The sequence below is a fragment of the Mesorhizobium sp. LSHC412B00 genome (genome assembly GCF_000503035.1).
Lineage (GTDB): Bacteria > Pseudomonadota > Alphaproteobacteria > Rhizobiales > Rhizobiaceae > Mesorhizobium.
The window spans coordinates 177596-192758 of sequence record NZ_AYWB01000008.1; the positions used below are offsets into that span (position 1 = coordinate 177596).

The 15163-nt window shown below is 62.8% G+C and carries 15 protein-coding genes; 1 reads left to right on the plus strand and 14 read right to left on the minus strand.

Annotated features, from left to right (window positions below; genetic code table 11):
* Positions 1 to 11 precede the first annotated feature (11 nt).
* The 13 genes from lpxB to X757_RS147925 form a co-directional block, all read right to left on the minus strand.
* Positions 12 to 1190 (minus strand): lipid-A-disaccharide synthase, encoded by a 1179-nt coding sequence (gene lpxB, locus X757_RS147980; RefSeq protein WP_023726646.1) that lies wholly within the window; start codon positions 1188 to 1190, stop codon positions 12 to 14.
* Entirely contained in the window at positions 1180 to 2082 is a 903-nt protein-coding gene (locus X757_RS147975) for an LpxI family protein (protein WP_023726647.1), read from the minus strand. The genes lpxB and X757_RS147975 overlap by 11 nt, the downstream gene beginning before the upstream one ends.
* The gene (lpxA, locus tag X757_RS147970; RefSeq protein WP_023726648.1) at positions 2069 to 2902 is read right to left on the minus strand and encodes an acyl-ACP--UDP-N-acetylglucosamine O-acyltransferase; all 834 of its coding nucleotides are present in this window, start codon (positions 2900 to 2902) and stop codon (positions 2069 to 2071) included. Before lpxA ends, X757_RS147975 begins: the two co-directional genes overlap by 14 nt.
* 15 nt (positions 2903 to 2917) lie before the next feature.
* Positions 2918 to 3370 carry a 3-hydroxyacyl-ACP dehydratase FabZ gene (fabZ, locus tag X757_RS147965; protein WP_023671033.1) on the minus strand — a complete coding sequence of 151 codons (453 nt, stop codon included), beginning with the start codon at positions 3368 to 3370 and terminating at the stop codon, positions 2918 to 2920.
* 1 nt (position 3371) lies between these two features.
* On the minus strand, positions 3372 to 4430 hold the full coding sequence (gene lpxD / locus X757_RS147960; protein ID WP_023671032.1) for a UDP-3-O-(3-hydroxymyristoyl)glucosamine N-acyltransferase: 1059 nt from the start codon (positions 4428 to 4430) through the stop codon (positions 3372 to 3374).
* A gap of 77 nt (positions 4431 to 4507) precedes the next feature.
* Entirely contained in the window at positions 4508 to 6874 is a 2367-nt protein-coding gene (bamA, locus tag X757_RS147955) for an outer membrane protein assembly factor BamA (RefSeq protein ID WP_023726649.1), read from the minus strand.
* Positions 6875 to 7091: 217 nt separating this feature from the next.
* Positions 7092 to 8234 carry an RIP metalloprotease RseP gene (gene rseP, locus X757_RS147950; RefSeq protein ID WP_023688578.1) on the minus strand — a complete coding sequence of 381 codons (1143 nt, stop codon included), beginning with the start codon at positions 8232 to 8234 and terminating at the stop codon, positions 7092 to 7094.
* 104 nt (positions 8235 to 8338) lie between these two features.
* A complete protein-coding gene (locus X757_RS147945; RefSeq protein ID WP_023696555.1) occupies positions 8339 to 9154 on the minus strand; it encodes a phosphatidate cytidylyltransferase in 816 nt (271 codons plus the stop codon).
* A gap of 11 nt (positions 9155 to 9165) precedes the next feature.
* Positions 9166 to 9888 carry an isoprenyl transferase gene (locus tag X757_RS0134180; RefSeq protein WP_023748403.1) on the minus strand — a complete coding sequence of 241 codons (723 nt, stop codon included), beginning with the start codon at positions 9886 to 9888 and terminating at the stop codon, positions 9166 to 9168.
* A gap of 31 nt (positions 9889 to 9919) precedes the next feature.
* Positions 9920 to 10474: a ribosome recycling factor gene (gene frr / locus X757_RS147940; protein ID WP_023671027.1), complete on the minus strand. Its 555-nt coding sequence runs from the start codon at positions 10472 to 10474 to the stop codon at positions 9920 to 9922.
* A gap of 99 nt (positions 10475 to 10573) precedes the next feature.
* On the minus strand, positions 10574 to 11296 hold the full coding sequence (gene pyrH / locus X757_RS147935; RefSeq protein WP_023671026.1) for a UMP kinase: 723 nt from the start codon (positions 11294 to 11296) through the stop codon (positions 10574 to 10576).
* Positions 11297 to 11446: 150 nt separating this feature from the next.
* A complete protein-coding gene (locus X757_RS147930) occupies positions 11447 to 12556 on the minus strand; it encodes an aldo/keto reductase (protein ID WP_023726651.1) in 1110 nt (369 codons plus the stop codon).
* 34 nt (positions 12557 to 12590) lie between these two features.
* Positions 12591 to 13118 (minus strand): nuclear transport factor 2 family protein, encoded by a 528-nt coding sequence (locus tag X757_RS147925; protein WP_023671025.1) that lies wholly within the window; start codon positions 13116 to 13118, stop codon positions 12591 to 12593.
* Positions 13119 to 13217: 99 nt separating this feature from the next.
* Here X757_RS147925 and X757_RS147920 point away from each other — a divergent pair, with 99 nt between their 5' ends.
* Positions 13218 to 14144 (plus strand): LysR substrate-binding domain-containing protein, encoded by a 927-nt coding sequence (locus X757_RS147920; RefSeq protein WP_023706230.1) that lies wholly within the window; start codon positions 13218 to 13220, stop codon positions 14142 to 14144.
* A gap of 33 nt (positions 14145 to 14177) precedes the next feature.
* On the opposite strand, the gene tsf is transcribed toward X757_RS147920, so the two are convergent.
* Positions 14178 to 15098, minus strand: coding sequence for a translation elongation factor Ts (gene tsf / locus X757_RS147915; RefSeq protein ID WP_023706229.1), 921 nt, complete (start codon positions 15096 to 15098; stop codon positions 14178 to 14180).
* Positions 15099 to 15163 lie beyond the last annotated feature (65 nt).

The window sequence follows — 15163 nt, forward strand, 5'->3', positions numbered from 1 at the left end:
CTATTCACTCGCTAAGCCCTATTCGCTCTCCCGATGTGGCGAAGAACGACATCGGCGGCGATGTCGCCGGAGGGCCTGTCGGTGGCCATGCGTCTGGCAACCTCGCCAAAGCCGTCCTTTTGCCAAGCGCGGTAGGCGGTGTCTGAGAACAGTGCCTCGAGCTGCCGCGCCAGATAGTGCGGCCGCACATACTGGTTGTAGCTTTCCGGCACGACCGGCCGGTCGGCAATAAGGTTGGGCAAAGCAGCGCTCCACACCGTGATCAGGCTCTGCGCCATCAGCATGATCGGATCGAACTTGTAGCAAGAGATCATCGGGACACCCGACATCGCCAGTTCCAGTGACACCGTTCCAGACGCGATCAGCGCCGCATCGGCCTTGCCGAAGGCCTGCCACTTGCGCTCGGGATCGAGGATGACTTCCGGCTCCTGATCCCAGCGCGCCACGGATGTTTTGACCAGTTCGGCGACATGCGGCACCGTCGGCAGCAACAGCCGCAGCCGGTGGCCACGCGCGCGCAGCGCCGACACCGTCTCGCCGAACGGACCGATAAGCCGGCTCACCTCGCCGCGCCGCGACCCTGGCAGGACGAGCAGCGTCTTGACGTGATCGGCCGAGAGATCGCGTGGCTGGGCTTGCGCCCTGGCCGCGCCCAGCACGCCTGGATCATGCGTGAGGCGATGTCCGACGTAAGTGCCGGGCGGGCCGCCGAGACGGCTGAGCTCCTTTACCTCGAAAGGCAGGATGCACAGTATGTGGTCGACATAGGGCTTCATCGCGGCCGCCCTACCCGGCCGCCACGCCCAGACGCTCGGGCAGACATAATGGACGATCGGGATCGACGTATCGGTGGCGCGGACCTTTTTGGCGACGCGCAGCGAGAAATCGGGGCTGTCGATGGTGATCAGACAGTCGGGTTTTTCGGCGGCGACAGCACTTGCCGTCTGGCTGATCCGCCGCATCAGGCGCGGCAGGTCACGCAGGATCGCGCTGAGCCCCATCAGCGCGATCTCGGCGCCGTCGAACAGCGGCGCCAGTCCGAGCGCCTGCAGATGCCGCCCGCCAGTGCCGACGAGTTGCACCTCGCGCCCGGTCATGCGCTTCAGCGCCTGCACGATGTCGGCGCCCAGCAGGTCGCCGGATTCTTCGCCGGCGACGATGGCAATCTTCAGCGGCTTCTCAGCTGCCATGGACAGACTCCGCAGCCGGCAGGCCGAACACGAACAGGCCGAGCGCATTGGCGCGCGCGAGAACGGCGGGGCCTTCGAGGATGAGCGAACGGCCGGCTTCGACGGCAATGCCGGCGAGCCCCGCGGCATGCGCCGCCTCGACGGTCCGGGGGCCGATAGATGGCAGATCGGCACGCAATTCCTGGCCAGGCTTGGCGCATTTGACCAGGACACCGCGCGTCTTGCCGGCCAGCCTGCCATGGCCGCGCAACTGCTGCGTCCGCTCGAGCAGTCCGTGGGTGCCCTCGACGCCTTCCAGGGCAACAGTGCGGCCACCGATGGCAATTGCCGCCTGACCAATGTCGAGCGCGCCGATGGCCTTTGCCGCCGCATGTGCCGCCTCGATATCGCGCCAGTCGGACTTTCGCGGCACTGCTTTGGTCAGCGGCCCTTCGGCCGCGACGAGCCGGGGCACGACTTCATGCGCACCGACAACCTTGACGCCCCGTGCCTCCAGGCCGCGGGTCAATATCTTCAACAGCCCGTCATCGCCGCGGGCAAGCGCCATGGCGAGCGAGGGTATAAGTGCCAGTAGCCCAAGGTTCGGACGCATGTCGACCAACCGCGGCCTGCGCCTGATCTCGCCGGCAAGCACAAGATGGGTGATCCGCCGGCGCCTCAGCAACGCAACCAGCGAGCCGATGTCTTCCAGCGCAAGGCTTTCATGCTCATAGATTGTGAGGTCGGACTGACGGTCGGCCTGACCTTCGACCAGGATGATGACGGGCGGATGTCCGGCCTCCGCCAGGCCGGCGGCAACTTCGACCGGCAAGCTACCGCCGCCGGCAATGATGCCGACCCTGGCGTCCGGCGCAAGATCGAGGCCCGTTGAAGTGGCCTCAGCCTTCGTCATCGGCATCGTCGCCGTCGCCACCCTTAAGCGACGGGACGGCAAAATGCCGCTTGCCGCGACTGGTGATGAAATCGATGATTTTCATGGCCGTCGGCGACGACGCAAACTCGGCCCTGGCGAATTCGATGTTCTCGCCGACAGTGCGGGAGCGGTCGAAGATGGTCTTGTAAGCCTTGCGCAGCAGGTAGATTTCGGCGCGCGGCAACCCGGCGCGCTTCAGGCCGATGATGTTGAGTCCACGCAGGCTGGCGCGATTGCCCACCGCAATGGCGTAGGGAATGACATCGCCGACGAAAGCCGAGCAGCCGCCGAGAAAGGCGTTGTCACCAACACGCACGAACTGATGAACGGCGCTGAGGCCGCCAATATAAACGCTGTCACCGACCTCGCAATGGCCGCCCAGGGTCGCGCCATTGGCGAAGGTGGCGTTTTTACCGACGACGCAATCATGGGCAATGTGGGCATAGGCAAGGAAATTGCCGTTGTCGCCGACGGTCGTCTCGCCGCGGCTGGAATCGGTGCCGAGATGCATGGTCACGCCTTCGCGGATCGTGCAGTTCTGGCCGATGACCAAAGTGGTGCGGCCGCCCTTGTGCTTGGTGTTCTGCGGCGGTCCGCCCAGTGTCGCCATCGGATAGACCTTGGTCGCGGCGCCAATGGTTGTCGCGCCCAGCACCGAGACATGGCTGACCAGTTCGACGCGGTCACCGATCACGGCGTCAGCGCCGACGTAGCAGAAAGGTCCTATGGAGGCGCCTTCGCCGATCTGCGCGCCGGCCTCGATGACGGCCGAGGGGTGGATTGAAGTCTGTATTTTCATGAGCATTTCGAACCGTCAGCCGGTAACCATCATTGCCGAGATCTCGGCTTCGGCGGCCTTTGTGCCCTCCACCATGGCCTCGCAGGCGAATTTGAGCAGGTTGCCGCGCATCTTGATTTTCTTGACGTGGATCTTCAACTGGTCGCCCGGGACGACCGGTTTGCGGAATTTCGCGTTGTCGATGGTCAGGAAATAGACCAGCGACGGCTTTTCCGTGTTGAGGTTACGGATGCAGATCGCGCCGGCCGTCTGCGCCATAGCCTCGACGATGAGCACGCCCGGCATCACCGGCTGATCCGGGAAATGGCCCTGGAAATGCGGCTCATTGATGGTCACGTTCTTGATGCCGATGGCAGAATCATTGCCGTCGATATCGATGATGCGGTCGATCATCAGGAAGGGATAGCGATGCGGCAAAAGCTTCATCAACCCCAATATATCGACCGCTTCGAGCGTCGCCGGCACCATCTCAGCTACTTCCCCCTTCGCCCTGCTTGCGCGTCCTGGCAAGCTTCCTCAGCATGGCGATCTCACGCATGGCTTCCGCCATCGGCTGCGCCGGATAGCCTCCCCAGATCTCGCCCGCCGGCACGTTGCTCATGAACCCGCTTCTTGCAGCAAGCTTGGCCCCTGATCCGATGGTCAAATGATCGGCAAGGCCAACGCCGCCCCCCATGGTGACACCGTCGCCGACGGTGACGGAGCCGGAAATACCAGAGAGCCCGGCAATAATGCAATTGCGGCCGATGCGAACGTTATGGGCGATCTGCACCAGATTGTCGATCTTGGTCCCCTGACCGATGACCGTATCCGACATGGCGCCGCGATCGACGGTCGTGTTCGAGCCGATTTCGACATCGTCCTGAATGATAACGCGGCCGACCTGCGGCACACGCTCAGGGCCTTTGGCGCCGCCGACAAAGCCGAAGCCGTCCTGGCCGATCCTGGCGCCGCCATGAATGATGACGCGGTTGCCGATCAGCGCGTACTGGACGCTGACACCTGGTCCGATATAGCCGTCGCGGCCGATCTGGCATGACGGACCGATAACGGCGTGGGGGGCAATGACCGTTCCGCTGCCGATGGAAGCACGCGGGCCGACGACGGCTCCGGCCTCGATGATCGCGCCTGCCTCGATATGCGCCGTGGTATCGACATGAGCTTGCGGCGAGACCCCGGTTTCGCTGGTCATCGGTCCCGGCGTCGCCGCCGTCGGGAACAGCAGCCGGCCGATCATGGCGAAGGCCTGCTGCGGGCGCGGATGCACCAGAACCGCAATGCCGGCCGGCGCCTTGCCGGCGAACTCGGCGGGACAAAACACGGCCGCCGCCTTCAGCGACTGCATCAGCGCGAAATTGCGCTTGCCGTCGACGAAGACGAGCGCACCCTCGCCGCCTTCATTGGCTGGCGCCAAAGCGTCGATCGATATGTGGGCAAGATCGGAATCGACGAGCGATGCGCCGGTCAGATTCGCGACTTCGCCGGCCGTATACCGGCGTGATGGCGCGAAGAACACCGGATCGGTCATTCCAGAAGCAATATCCAGCTAGGTCGGATCAATTCTCTTCCGGACCCCAACGGCCCGGAAGCATCGTTACCGCAAGATCAGAAGCGGCTCGACATGCCGAAGTTGAATTCCTGCACGTCGTCGGTCTTTTCCTTCTTGACGGGCATCGCGTAGTCAATGCGGATCGGGCCAAAAGGCGATGACCACAACAAGCCGACACCAACCGAAGCGCGCAGTTCCAAGTCGACTGACCCCTGATTGACCAAAGGAGTGTTAATCTTGCTGCCATACAGCGTTGCGGCATCGGCAAACACGGCGCCGCGCACACCAAAGCTTTCCGGAATGACCGGTATCGGGAACTGGGCTTCCGCCGACGCATTGAAATAGGTGGTTCCGCCGAGGTGGTCACCTGTGTTGAGGTCCACAGGGCCAATGCCACCATACTCGAAGCCGCGGATCATGCGGTCGCTGCTCTGGAACTGATCGAAGATACGCAAGCCGTCACCGCCGAAGCCCTGGATGTGGCCGGCGCCGCCCGAGATCAGGCCGACCAGATCCAACTGTTCGGACAAGGTCTGATAGACAGTGCCACGACCGGTAACCTTGACGAATTTGGCATCACCACCAAGGCCGGCCACTTCCACAGTCGTGGTGGCGTAAATGCCTTCATGCGGGCTCTTCATGTCGTCGATGGTGTTGTAGACCAAGCCAAGACTGACGGACGACTTGATCCACGGGCTCTCCGCAATACCTTGCTTAATCGCTTCCGAGACGTCGCAATCGCCCAGCGTGCCGTCGTCGTTGTCATCGCAGTCGTCGTCGAACTTGTACTTCTCCTGGGCGATATTATACGCCAGCTGCGTCGAGATATTGTCGGTGATCGGCAGGCCGAAGCGCACCGTCGCACCCAGCGTCTCGCTGTCATAGTGGTCGTAGTTGCGCGTCTGCTGGAAGATGTCGAAGCCGGCAGCGATACGGCGCCCGAGGAAATAGGGTTCGGTGAAGGACAGGCTGTAGTCGCGCGAATTCTTGCCGCCACCGGCCGAAACCTTGATGTACTGGCCACGACCGAGGAAGTTGCGCTCCGCGACCGAACCTTCGACGGACGGACCGGCAGTGTCGCCACCGGTCGAATATCCTGCGCCAACCGAGAACTCGCCGGTCGATTTCTCGACTACGTCAACCACGAGCACGACCTGGTCTGGCTCAGAACCCGGGACAGTCGAAACGTCGACTTTCTCAAAGTAATCCAGCTTTTCCAGCCGCTTCTTCGCGCGCTGGATGAGAACCTGGTTGAAGGCGTCGCCTTCGCTCACATCGAACTCACGACGAATGACATAGTCGCGCGTGCGGTCGTTGCCGCGGATTTCGATGCGCTCGATATAGGCCTTGGTGCCCTGGTCGATCGTATAGACGACCGAAATGGTGTGGTTCTCGAAGTTGCGATCGCCGCGCGGCGTCACCTGGGCGAAGGCATAGCCCGAACCCGCGACCTTTTCGGTCAGCGCGATGATGGTGTCTTCGACATCCTTGGCGTTGTAGACGTCGCCCTTGTGGGTCTGAACCACCGATTCCAGCGCCTTCGAGTCGACTTCGGGAATGGTGCTCTCGACGCTGACGTCGCCGAACGTATAGCGGTCGCCTTCCTGCACGGTAATGGTAACGGTGTACTGGTTGGTCGTGTCGTCGAGCTCGCCGACAGCTGAGACCACCTGGAAGTCGGCATAGCCGTGATTGTAATAGAAGCGGCGCAGCGATTCTTGGTCTGCGCGGAGCTTGTCCTCGTCATAGACGTCGTCACGCAGCACGAAGGACAGGAAGCTCGAGCGCTTGGTGGCGATGACGTCAGACAGGCGGCGGCTCGAATAGGCGCTGTTGCCGACGAAATTGACAGCGGCGATCTTGGTGCGGCCGCCTTCGTTGATGTTGAAGACCACGTTCACCCGGTTGTCGCCGAGATCCATGATCTGCGTCGTGACAGTGGCGTCATCGCGGCCAATCCGCCTGTAGGCAGCCTTCACCGCCTCGACATCGGAGTCCAGCGTTGCCTGCGAGAACGTCCCGCGCGGCTTCAACTGCACGGCGACTGCCAGCGCATTGTCCTTGAGCTTCTTGTTGCCCTGGAACAGAACCTGGTTGACGACCTGATATTCGGCAACCTTGACCACCAGCGTCGAACCGACCTGATTGATCTGCACGTCCGAGAACAGCCCGGTGCCGAACAGCGCCTTGACCGCATCGTCGATATCGGCGCTGGAAAACGCCTTGCCCGGCTTGATCGTGATGTAGTTGCGGATGGTGTCGGCGTCGACACGCTGGTTGCCGCTGACCTCGACTCTCGAGACAACGGCTGCCTGCGCCGCAGATGTGGCAACGAACTGCACGGCGAGCGCACCTGGTACAACCAGAGCGGCGGACATAGCCACCGCGGACGCGGCGCTCAAAAATTTGGATGCTGCCTTCATCGGGCTTTTGTACCTTTTCTCGAAGTCCCCACGGCGAGAAAACCGGACGTGCGGTAATTTCTCCTACCGTATTAACCGGATTTTCCCTACACGCAAGGCTTCTGGTTAATTTGTAATTACTTAACCCTGATGCGTGGCTTTCGCGTCACGCATACCCCCCTGCATGGTAAACGGCGTCTCAACATTGCCGGTGCTGAAGCCAAATTTCTTCATGATTTCAGCACCCAAACAGATCGTTCCAGAAGACGAAGCCCATAAATCCCAGCACCAGAAAGAGGCCGGCCCGGTATCCCATTTCCATCATCCGCTCCGATACCGGACGCCGGAAAACGGCTTCGAGTGCGTAGAACAGGAGGTGGCCGCCGTCGAGGGGGGGAATCGGCAAAAGGTTCAGAATTCCGATCCCGACCGACAGCCCGGCGACGAGTTGCACCAGCCATAGGAAGCCCAGCTTTGCCGCCTGCCCCGACATCTTGGCGATCTTGATCGGGCCGCCCAGCTGGCATTTGTCTTCGCGGCCGACAACGAATCGCTGCAGGAACTGGCCGGTGCGCTGAATGACGTGCCCCGTCTCCTCGACCGCGGCGCCGACTGCTCCGACAGGGCTGTAGGTGATCAGCCTGGGCTGGCCGACATCCTTGTTGTTGACGACGCCGATGACGGCCACCTTGACCTTGTTGCCCAGCGCGTCCAGCTGCTCCATCGGCTCCGGCGTCGCGACGACGGTGACCTCCTTGCCGTCGCGCAACATGGTGAAGGTGATGGCGTCGCCGCCGCGGCCTGAGACCAGGCGTTGGACGTCGGCGAAGGTCTCAACCTTGCTGCCGTCGACGGCGACGAATCGGTCGCCTGGCAAAATGCCGGCCCTTTCGGCTGGACTGCCGGCGGTGACCGCCGCCACCATCGGCTCAAACACAGGGCGGCCATAGAGGGAAAACAGCACGGCAAAGACGGCAATGGTCAAAAGGAAGTTGAACAGCGGTCCGGCCACCACCGTGGCGGCGCGTTTCCAGATGGGTTGCGTGTGGAAGGCGACCTTGCGTTCAGCGTCAGTCAGCGTTTCCAGATCTTCCGAACTCGGCTGGCTCGACGTGGCGCTCATGTCGCCGACGAATTTGACATAACCGCCGAGCGGTATGGCGCAGAGCTTCCAGCGCGTGCCGTGGCTGTCGTTGAAGCCGAGAAGTTCGGGGCCGAAGCCGATCGAAAAGGCCTTCACGCCAATGCCGCACCAGCGGCCGACGAGGTAATGTCCCATTTCGTGAATGAAGACGACCACGGTCAGCACGAACAGAAACGGCACCAGCGTGCCGAGGACAAAGCCTTCAGTGCTGAAAAACGCGTGAAGAATTTCGTTCAAGTCATGCCCTCAAATTCACCTGCGGCATAAAGGTGTCGCCGCGACTGTGACATCAATCCAGGCGAATCCGTGGCGTGCGCCATTTCTTCGCCGTGAAATATCACTCAAGCCGGAAACAGCCCCTGCGCCGGATGATCGGCGCCCGCCGAAATCCAGCCGATCACGTATAGGGCAAAAGCCGCCGCGACAAGCCCGTCCACCCTGTCCATGACACCGCCATGCCCGGGTATCAACGCGCTTGAATCCTTGCGGCCGTGGCGGCGCTTGACCCAGGATTCGAAGAGATCGCCAGCCTGGGCAACAATCGACAGCACCAGCGCAACCAAGGCGAGGACGCCAAGATTGCCGGCCCCGGCGGCGGCAGCCAGAAGCACGCCGGCGGCCACGCCGCCGACAGCGCCGCCAAGCGCGCCGCTCTGCGTCTTGCCGGGGGATATAGATGGCGCGAGCTTGGGCCCACCGACGGAGCGGCCGACGAAATAGGCGAAGATGTCGGTCGCCCAGACCACGGCGAACAGAAACAGGATTGCGACCAGGCCGGGATGGTCGCCGCCGCGCAGCAGCGCCAGCGATAAGCCGGACAAAGCCGCGTAGGCAAGACCGGCTGCATCCCATTGCGCCGCTCCACGCATACGGGCGCCGACAGCAGCGACCACAACCATGGCCAGGACAAGAGACAGAAGCCACGATGCCGGCACGCCTGCAACCAGGGCGACGACGAAAACCAGAAGCAGCGCTTCGGGAATGAAGCCGAGGGTCGCACCGGCCAAGGGGCGCGACATGCGCGCCCATTCATAGAAGATGACCGCCGATATCCCGGCGCAAAGCAGGCGGAACCACAGCCCTCCCAACCAGGTCAGGCCAAGCGCTATTGCGGCCAGCACCAGCGCCGAGACGATGCGAAGCTGAAGATTGTTCATCCCGCCGCCGATCACGAGGCAGCGACATCTTGAGCGGCAAGCCCGCCAAAACGGCGCTCGCGGCCAGCAAAATCGCGCAATGCGTCGGCCAGGTGTTCGCGGCTGAAGTCAGGCCAGTAGCAAGGCAGAAAAACCAGTTCGCTGTAGGCTGCCTGCCACAGAAGGAAGTTCGACAGCCGAAGCTCGCCACTGGTGCGGATGACCAGCTCCGGATCGGGAATGCCTGCGGTGTCGAGGGCGCCGGCAAAAGTGTCTGCCGTGATCGCCTCTGCGTCGATCTCGCCGCGCGCCACTGCGGCTGCGAGCTTGCGTGCCGTGCGCACGATCTCGTCGCGCCCGCCATAGTTGAAGGCGATGACCAAGGTCAGCGATTCATTGCGCGCAGTCAGCGATTCGGCCTCTTCGAGCAGGCCCCTGATGTCCGGCTGCAGCCCCGCCCTGTCACCGATGATCCTGACGCGCACGCCGTTCTGGTGCAGTTCGGCCAGATCGCGGCGGATGAACAGCTTCAAAAGCCCCATCAGGTCGCTGACTTCGGCCTTGGGCCGCGACCAGTTTTCCGACGAAAAGGCGTAGACGGTCAGGAAGGAAATGCCGAGACCGGGCGCGGCGCGCACCGTCTTGCGCAGCGCTTCGACGCCGGCGCGATGGCCGGCAAGCCGCGGCATGCCGCGCGCCTTGGCCCAGCGTCCGTTTCCATCCATGATGATCGCGACATGCGCGGGCGTTGCCATTGTCTCGCTTTCGGGCCGGTGTGGGCCGACCCTAGACCTGCATGATTTCAGCTTCCTTATCGGAAAGCAGGTGATCGATGGTGCTGATCGTTTCGTCGGTCAGCTTCTGGACCTGATCGGAGCGCTTGCGCTGATCGTCCTCGCTGATGTCGCCGTCCTTTTCCGCCTTCTTCAAGAAGTCCATGCCGTCGCGACGGACATGGCGCACCGCGACGCGGGCGTTCTCGGCGTAGCCATGCGAAATCTTGACCAGTTCCTTGCGGCGCTGCTCGTTGAGCTCGGGCAGCGGAATTCTGAGATTGGTGCCGTCGACGATCGGATTGAAGCCGAGATTGGATTCTCTGATGGCACGGTCGACCGCGCCGACCATCGACTTGTCCCATACCGAAACCGAGATCATGCGCGGCTCCGGCACCGACACGTTCGCCACCTGGTTGATGGGCATGGTGGTGCCGTAGGCCTGGACCTGGATGGCGTCGAGCAGATTGCTGGAGGCACGGCCGGTGCGCAGCGAAGCCAGATCGTGCTTGAAGGCGGCGATCGCGCCATCCATGCGCCGCTTGAGGTCGTCGAACTCACCACTCATCTTAGTCTCCTCGACCCGTTTGATCCGGGTTCACTGCTTAGGGCCTATATCCGGACCCTCTTTCGAAAACTGAGCCTTTTTAGGAGAGTATACTCCGGATTATTCGTCGGCGACGATCGTGCAACGGCCGCCGCCCCGCAGAATATCGCCGAAACCACCTTTTTCGTGGATCGAATAGACGATTATCGGGATGTTGTTTTCGCGCGCAAGTGCAATTGCGGCGGTATCCATGATCGAAAGGCCCTTGTTGATGACTTCGGCATGGCTGATGCGCTCGAAGCGGGTCGCATTCGGATCCTTCTTGGGATCGGCCGAATAGACGCCGTCGACCTGGGTGCCCTTGAACAGCGCGTCGGCGCCGATCTCGGCGGCGCGCAAGGCCGCGGCCGAATCGGTGGTGAAGAACGGATTGCCGGTGCCGCCGGCGAAAATGACGACCTTGCCCTGGTTCATATAGGCGGTGGCCTGGCGCTGGGAAAAACTCTCGCAAAGTTCGGGCATGGCTATAGCCGACAGCACGACGGCGTCGACGCCGATCTTGTTCAGCGAGGTGCGCAGCGCCAGCGAGTTGATGACGGTGGCCAGCATGCCCATGTGGTCGCCGGTGACACGGTCGCCGCCCTTGGATGCCACCGCCACGCCGCGAAAGATATTGCCGCCGCCAATGACGACGCCGACCTCGATGCCAAGTGCGCGGGCTTCGGCGATGTCGGCGGCGATTCGGTCGACCACCGAGACATCGATGCCGAAATGCTGCTCGCCCATCAACGCTTCGCCCGACGCTTTCAGCAGGACACGTCGATAGAGGGGCTTTGCCGTCATCTGGACCTCGTCATTGTTGCGTGTGGCAGCCTGGGCAGGCCGCCCTCGCGCGGGCGCCGCCGCTGGCGCGATGCCGAGTTCCGATACACGAAGGGCGCCGCGATGTCACGCGGCGCCCCTCGCCCAATTCCGCCTTCCCGTCGCGGCCCGTCAGTTGCTGGTGATGCTGACGGCGTCGCCCTCGACCAGCAGCGGCGGCGCATAACCCAACGGCTTGTCGCCGGTTACGGCGCCGCCGGTAACCCGGGCTTGTATGTCGGACCCGAAATAGGCGTACGGGAATGGCGGCGGTGTCTTGCTGACCGTATCCAGCCGCGCGCGAAGCTCGGCGGGTAACGTGAAATCCGACGCCGCCAGATTGTCCTGCAACTGCGCCAGCTTGGTGGCGCCAAGAATCACGGCGGCAATGCCCGGTTGCGTTGCCACCCAGTTGAGCGCGACCTGCGCCATGCTGCGTCCGAGTTCGGCGGCAACTTTTTCGAGTTCCGCCACAATCTCCCAGTTGCGCTCGGTGAACTTCTGGAACCCCGGATGAGTGGTGTTGCGAAAGCCGTCGAGCCGGCCGACATGGCCGTCCTGCGTCGGCCGGTACTTGCCGCTGAGCAGCCCGCTGGCCAGCGGGCTCCACACCATGATTCCTGCGCCATGGCGGATGCCGAAGGGCACGAACTCATTGTCGATCGAACGCTCCGCCAGCGAATATTCAAGCTGCAGGGCCGACACCGGCTCGTAGCCGCGCCACTCGGCGATCGTCTGCGCGCGGGCAGCATACCAGGCCGGCACATCGGACAGGCCGACATGGCGAATTTTGCCCGCACGCACGAGATCATCCATCGTGCGCATGACCTCCTCGGCCGGCGTCAGCCCGTCCCAGACATGGAGGAGGTAGAGGTCGATATAGTCAGTGCCCAACCGCTTCAGCGAGGCGTCCACGGCGCGCAAGATGTTCTTGCGGCCATTGCCACCGGCGTTCGGATTGCCGGGCTCCGCGTTGAAGGTGAATTTCGTGGCGATCACCGCTCTGTCGCGCAAGCCTCGCTCGGCGATGAATTCGCCGAGCCAGGTTTCGGCTGTGCCGCCGGTGTAGAGGTCGGCGGTGTCAAAGAAATTGCCGCCGGCCTCGACATAGGCGTCGGCCATGGCGCGCGCGGTTTCCCTGTCCGCGCCCCAGCCCCATTCGGTGCCAAAGGTCATGGTGCCCAGTGCCAGCCGGCTGACGCGCAGGCCGCTGTTGCCCAGTGTGTAATAGCTCATGGTCATGGTGTTTTTCCTATCCTGATTTCTTGACGCCGGCTCACTGGCCAGGCGTCATCTTGACCCAGGGATTGCCGCGCTCATGCGTGGCGCGGAAAACGAAGCCGTCGACTTTCCAGCCGGTCCCGGAGCGAACCAGATGGTGCTCGTAGGTGCCCCAGACTTCCCACAGCGGGTCGCCATTGCCTTCCATCCGGTTCCAGGCATAGCCGTTCGAAGAGACGGTCGCCGCGTCCGCCTCAAAGATCACCTGGTGATTGGTGCGCAGATGCAGGCTGGTCTTGCTGCCCCTGAGGTTGCCGGCCCAGGTACCGATCAGATTGTCGGAGGGGATGGTGGCGGCAGGCTGTCCTGACAGGCTGCTGAAGTCGACGGTGACACGGTCGGCGAAATAGGAGCGGGCAAGCTTCCAGTCCTGCGCATCGACGGCACGGTCGATGGCATCGGCGATGCGGATGACGGCGCGTTCGTCGGCGAGCGCGCGCCAACCGGACGGCTCGGCGCCGCCGGCATCGACCGGCGCTAGGGCAAGGCCTGCGGCGAAGGTAGCGTGTTTCAAGGCATCCATCTCTCTTCTCCTTTGTGCATCGGTGATGGCAATATGGGTCAGCCTGTCGGCATCGAGAAGATTGAAGTGTTTGCAAGGACTATGCGATATCATGCATGAATGGACCGGGATCTGCTCAGTCATCTGCCTGTCATCGTCGCCGTTGCCCGACGCGGCGGCTTTGCGCTTGCCGCGGCCGAACTGGGCATGTCCCCATCCGCCGTCAGCCATGCGGTGCGCCTCGTGGAGGAGCGGATCGGCCAGCCGCTGTTTGCGCGCACCACGCGCAGCGTCTCGCTGACGGAAGCCGGCAAGGCGCTGGTGGAGACGGCAGCCCCTGCTCTCCAGGATATCGCCGACCGGATGGACCGCATCCGAGCCATCAAGGGCCGGCCCTCCGGCTTGCTCAGGTTGAACGTTCCCAACATCGCCGTTCCACTTGCCGTCACTCCCGTGGTCGCCGCGATGGCTGAACGCTATCCTGATGTGACCATCGAATTGCTCATCGACCAGGGGCTGGTGGACATTGTCGGCGAGGGTTTTGATGCCGGCATCCGGCTGGGCGAGATGATCGCACAGGACATGGTCACGGTCCGGCTGACGCCGCCATTCAACGCCGTGATCGTCGCCTCCCCCGCCTATGTCGGCCGGCATGGCCGTCCGCGCGGTGTGACGGATCTTTCGGACCACAATTGCGTCGGCTACCGGCTTGTGCGCTCCGGCGCACTCTATCGCTGGGACCTGACCGAGGACGGCAAGGATGTCGTGGCCGAGACGAAGGGTACGGTCATCGTTACCGATTCGCTGGCCGCGATCGACCTTGCGCTTGCCGGCGTCGGGCTGATCTATGTGTTCGAGCCGCTGGTGCGCGCGGAATTGGCCGCCGGCCGCCTCGTTCAGATCCTGCCGCAAACGGCGATCGAGGAGCCCGGCCTCTTCCTCTACTTCCCGCGCAGGGCGTCGATGGCGCCAAAGCTCAGGGCCTTCATCGACACCGCACAAGAAATCGGCCGAGCATCCTTGCGGACACCCGGCCGAGTTGCCTGAGCTGAGAAGCCCTTTTCGGGGCTATTTTTAAAACTACTTCTTCACCGCCGCCGCGACTTCCGCCGCGAAATCGGTCTCTTCCTTTTCGATGCCTTCGCCCAGCGCAAAGCGCAGATAGGCGGAGATCTTGGCCGGAGCGCCGATGTCCTTCTCGGCATCCTTCAGCGCCTGCTCGACAGTGATGTCGGGATTGAGCACGAAGGCCTGCTTGAGGAGCACGACTTCCTCGTAGAACTTGCGCAGGCGGCCTTCGACCATCTTTTCGATGATCGCTTCCGGCTTGCCGGACTGGCGCGCCTGGTCGGCGAAGATCGCCTTCTCGCGCTCGACCGCTGCCGGATCGATCTGCTCGGCGGTCAACGCCAGCGGGTTGGTGGCGGCGACATGCATGGCGACATGGCGGCCAAAGGCGTTGGCGGCATGCTCATTGCCCGTCGTCTCGATCGCGACCAGAACGCCGAGCTTGCCAAGACCATCGGCAACCGCATTGTGGACGTAGGTTGCGACAGCACCGTGCGGGACGGTGAGCTTGGCCGAACGGCGGAAGCTCATGTTCTCGCCAATGGTGCCAACGGCGTCCTTGATGGTGTCAGTGACCGACTTGTCCGAACCCGGATACTTTGCGGCAGAGACAGCCTCCGTCGTGCCATAAGCAAGCGCGACCTTGGCGACATTGCGAACGATCTCCTGGAACTGCTCGTTGCGGGCCACGAAATCGGTCTCGGAGTTAACCTCGACGATGGCGGCCTCGCGGACGCCGGAGTCGACGCCGATCAGGCCTTCGGCGGCAGTACGGCCAGCCTTCTTGTCGGCCTTGGAAATGCCCTTCTTGCGCAGCCAGTCGACGGCCTCTTCGATGTTGCCGTTGGTCTCGGTCAACGCCGCCTTGCAGTCCATCATGCCCGCGCCGGTCAAGTCGCGGAGTTCTTTGACCTGTGCAGCCGAAATGCTCATTGTCGCCTCTTTGTTTTAAATGCACCGACGCACCACCGGTACTCGGTGATGCGTCCGTCTAGCGT

Coding starts and splice junctions, on each gene's coding strand:
- lpxB (WP_023726646.1), bottom strand. CDS start 1,190: ATGGCAGCTGAGAAGCCGCTGAAGATTGCCATCGTCGCCGGCGAAGAA.
- X757_RS147975 (WP_023726647.1), bottom strand. CDS start 2,082: ATGACGAAGGCTGAGGCCACTTCAACGGGCCTCGATCTTGCGCCGGAC.
- lpxA (WP_023726648.1), bottom strand. CDS start 2,902: ATGAAAATACAGACTTCAATCCACCCCTCGGCCGTCATCGAGGCCGGC.
- fabZ (WP_023671033.1), bottom strand. CDS start 3,370: ATGGTGCCGGCGACGCTCGAAGCGGTCGATATATTGGGGTTGATGAAG.
- lpxD (WP_023671032.1), bottom strand. CDS start 4,430: ATGACCGATCCGGTGTTCTTCGCGCCATCACGCCGGTATACGGCCGGC.
- bamA (WP_023726649.1), bottom strand. CDS start 6,874: ATGAAGGCAGCATCCAAATTTTTGAGCGCCGCGTCCGCGGTGGCTATG.
- X757_RS147945 (WP_023696555.1), bottom strand. CDS start 9,154: ATGAACAATCTTCAGCTTCGCATCGTCTCGGCGCTGGTGCTGGCCGCA.
- X757_RS0134180 (WP_023748403.1), bottom strand. CDS start 9,888: ATGGCAACGCCCGCGCATGTCGCGATCATCATGGATGGAAACGGACGC.
- frr (WP_023671027.1), bottom strand. CDS start 10,474: ATGAGTGGTGAGTTCGACGACCTCAAGCGGCGCATGGATGGCGCGATC.
- pyrH (WP_023671026.1), bottom strand. CDS start 11,296: ATGACGGCAAAGCCCCTCTATCGACGTGTCCTGCTGAAAGCGTCGGGC.
- X757_RS147930 (WP_023726651.1), bottom strand. CDS start 12,556: ATGACCATGAGCTATTACACACTGGGCAACAGCGGCCTGCGCGTCAGC.
- X757_RS147925 (WP_023671025.1), bottom strand. CDS start 13,118: ATGGATGCCTTGAAACACGCTACCTTCGCCGCAGGCCTTGCCCTAGCG.
- X757_RS147920 (WP_023706230.1), top strand. CDS start 13,218: ATGGACCGGGATCTGCTCAGTCATCTGCCTGTCATCGTCGCCGTTGCC.
- tsf (WP_023706229.1), bottom strand. CDS start 15,098: ATGAGCATTTCGGCTGCACAGGTCAAAGAACTCCGCGACTTGACCGGC.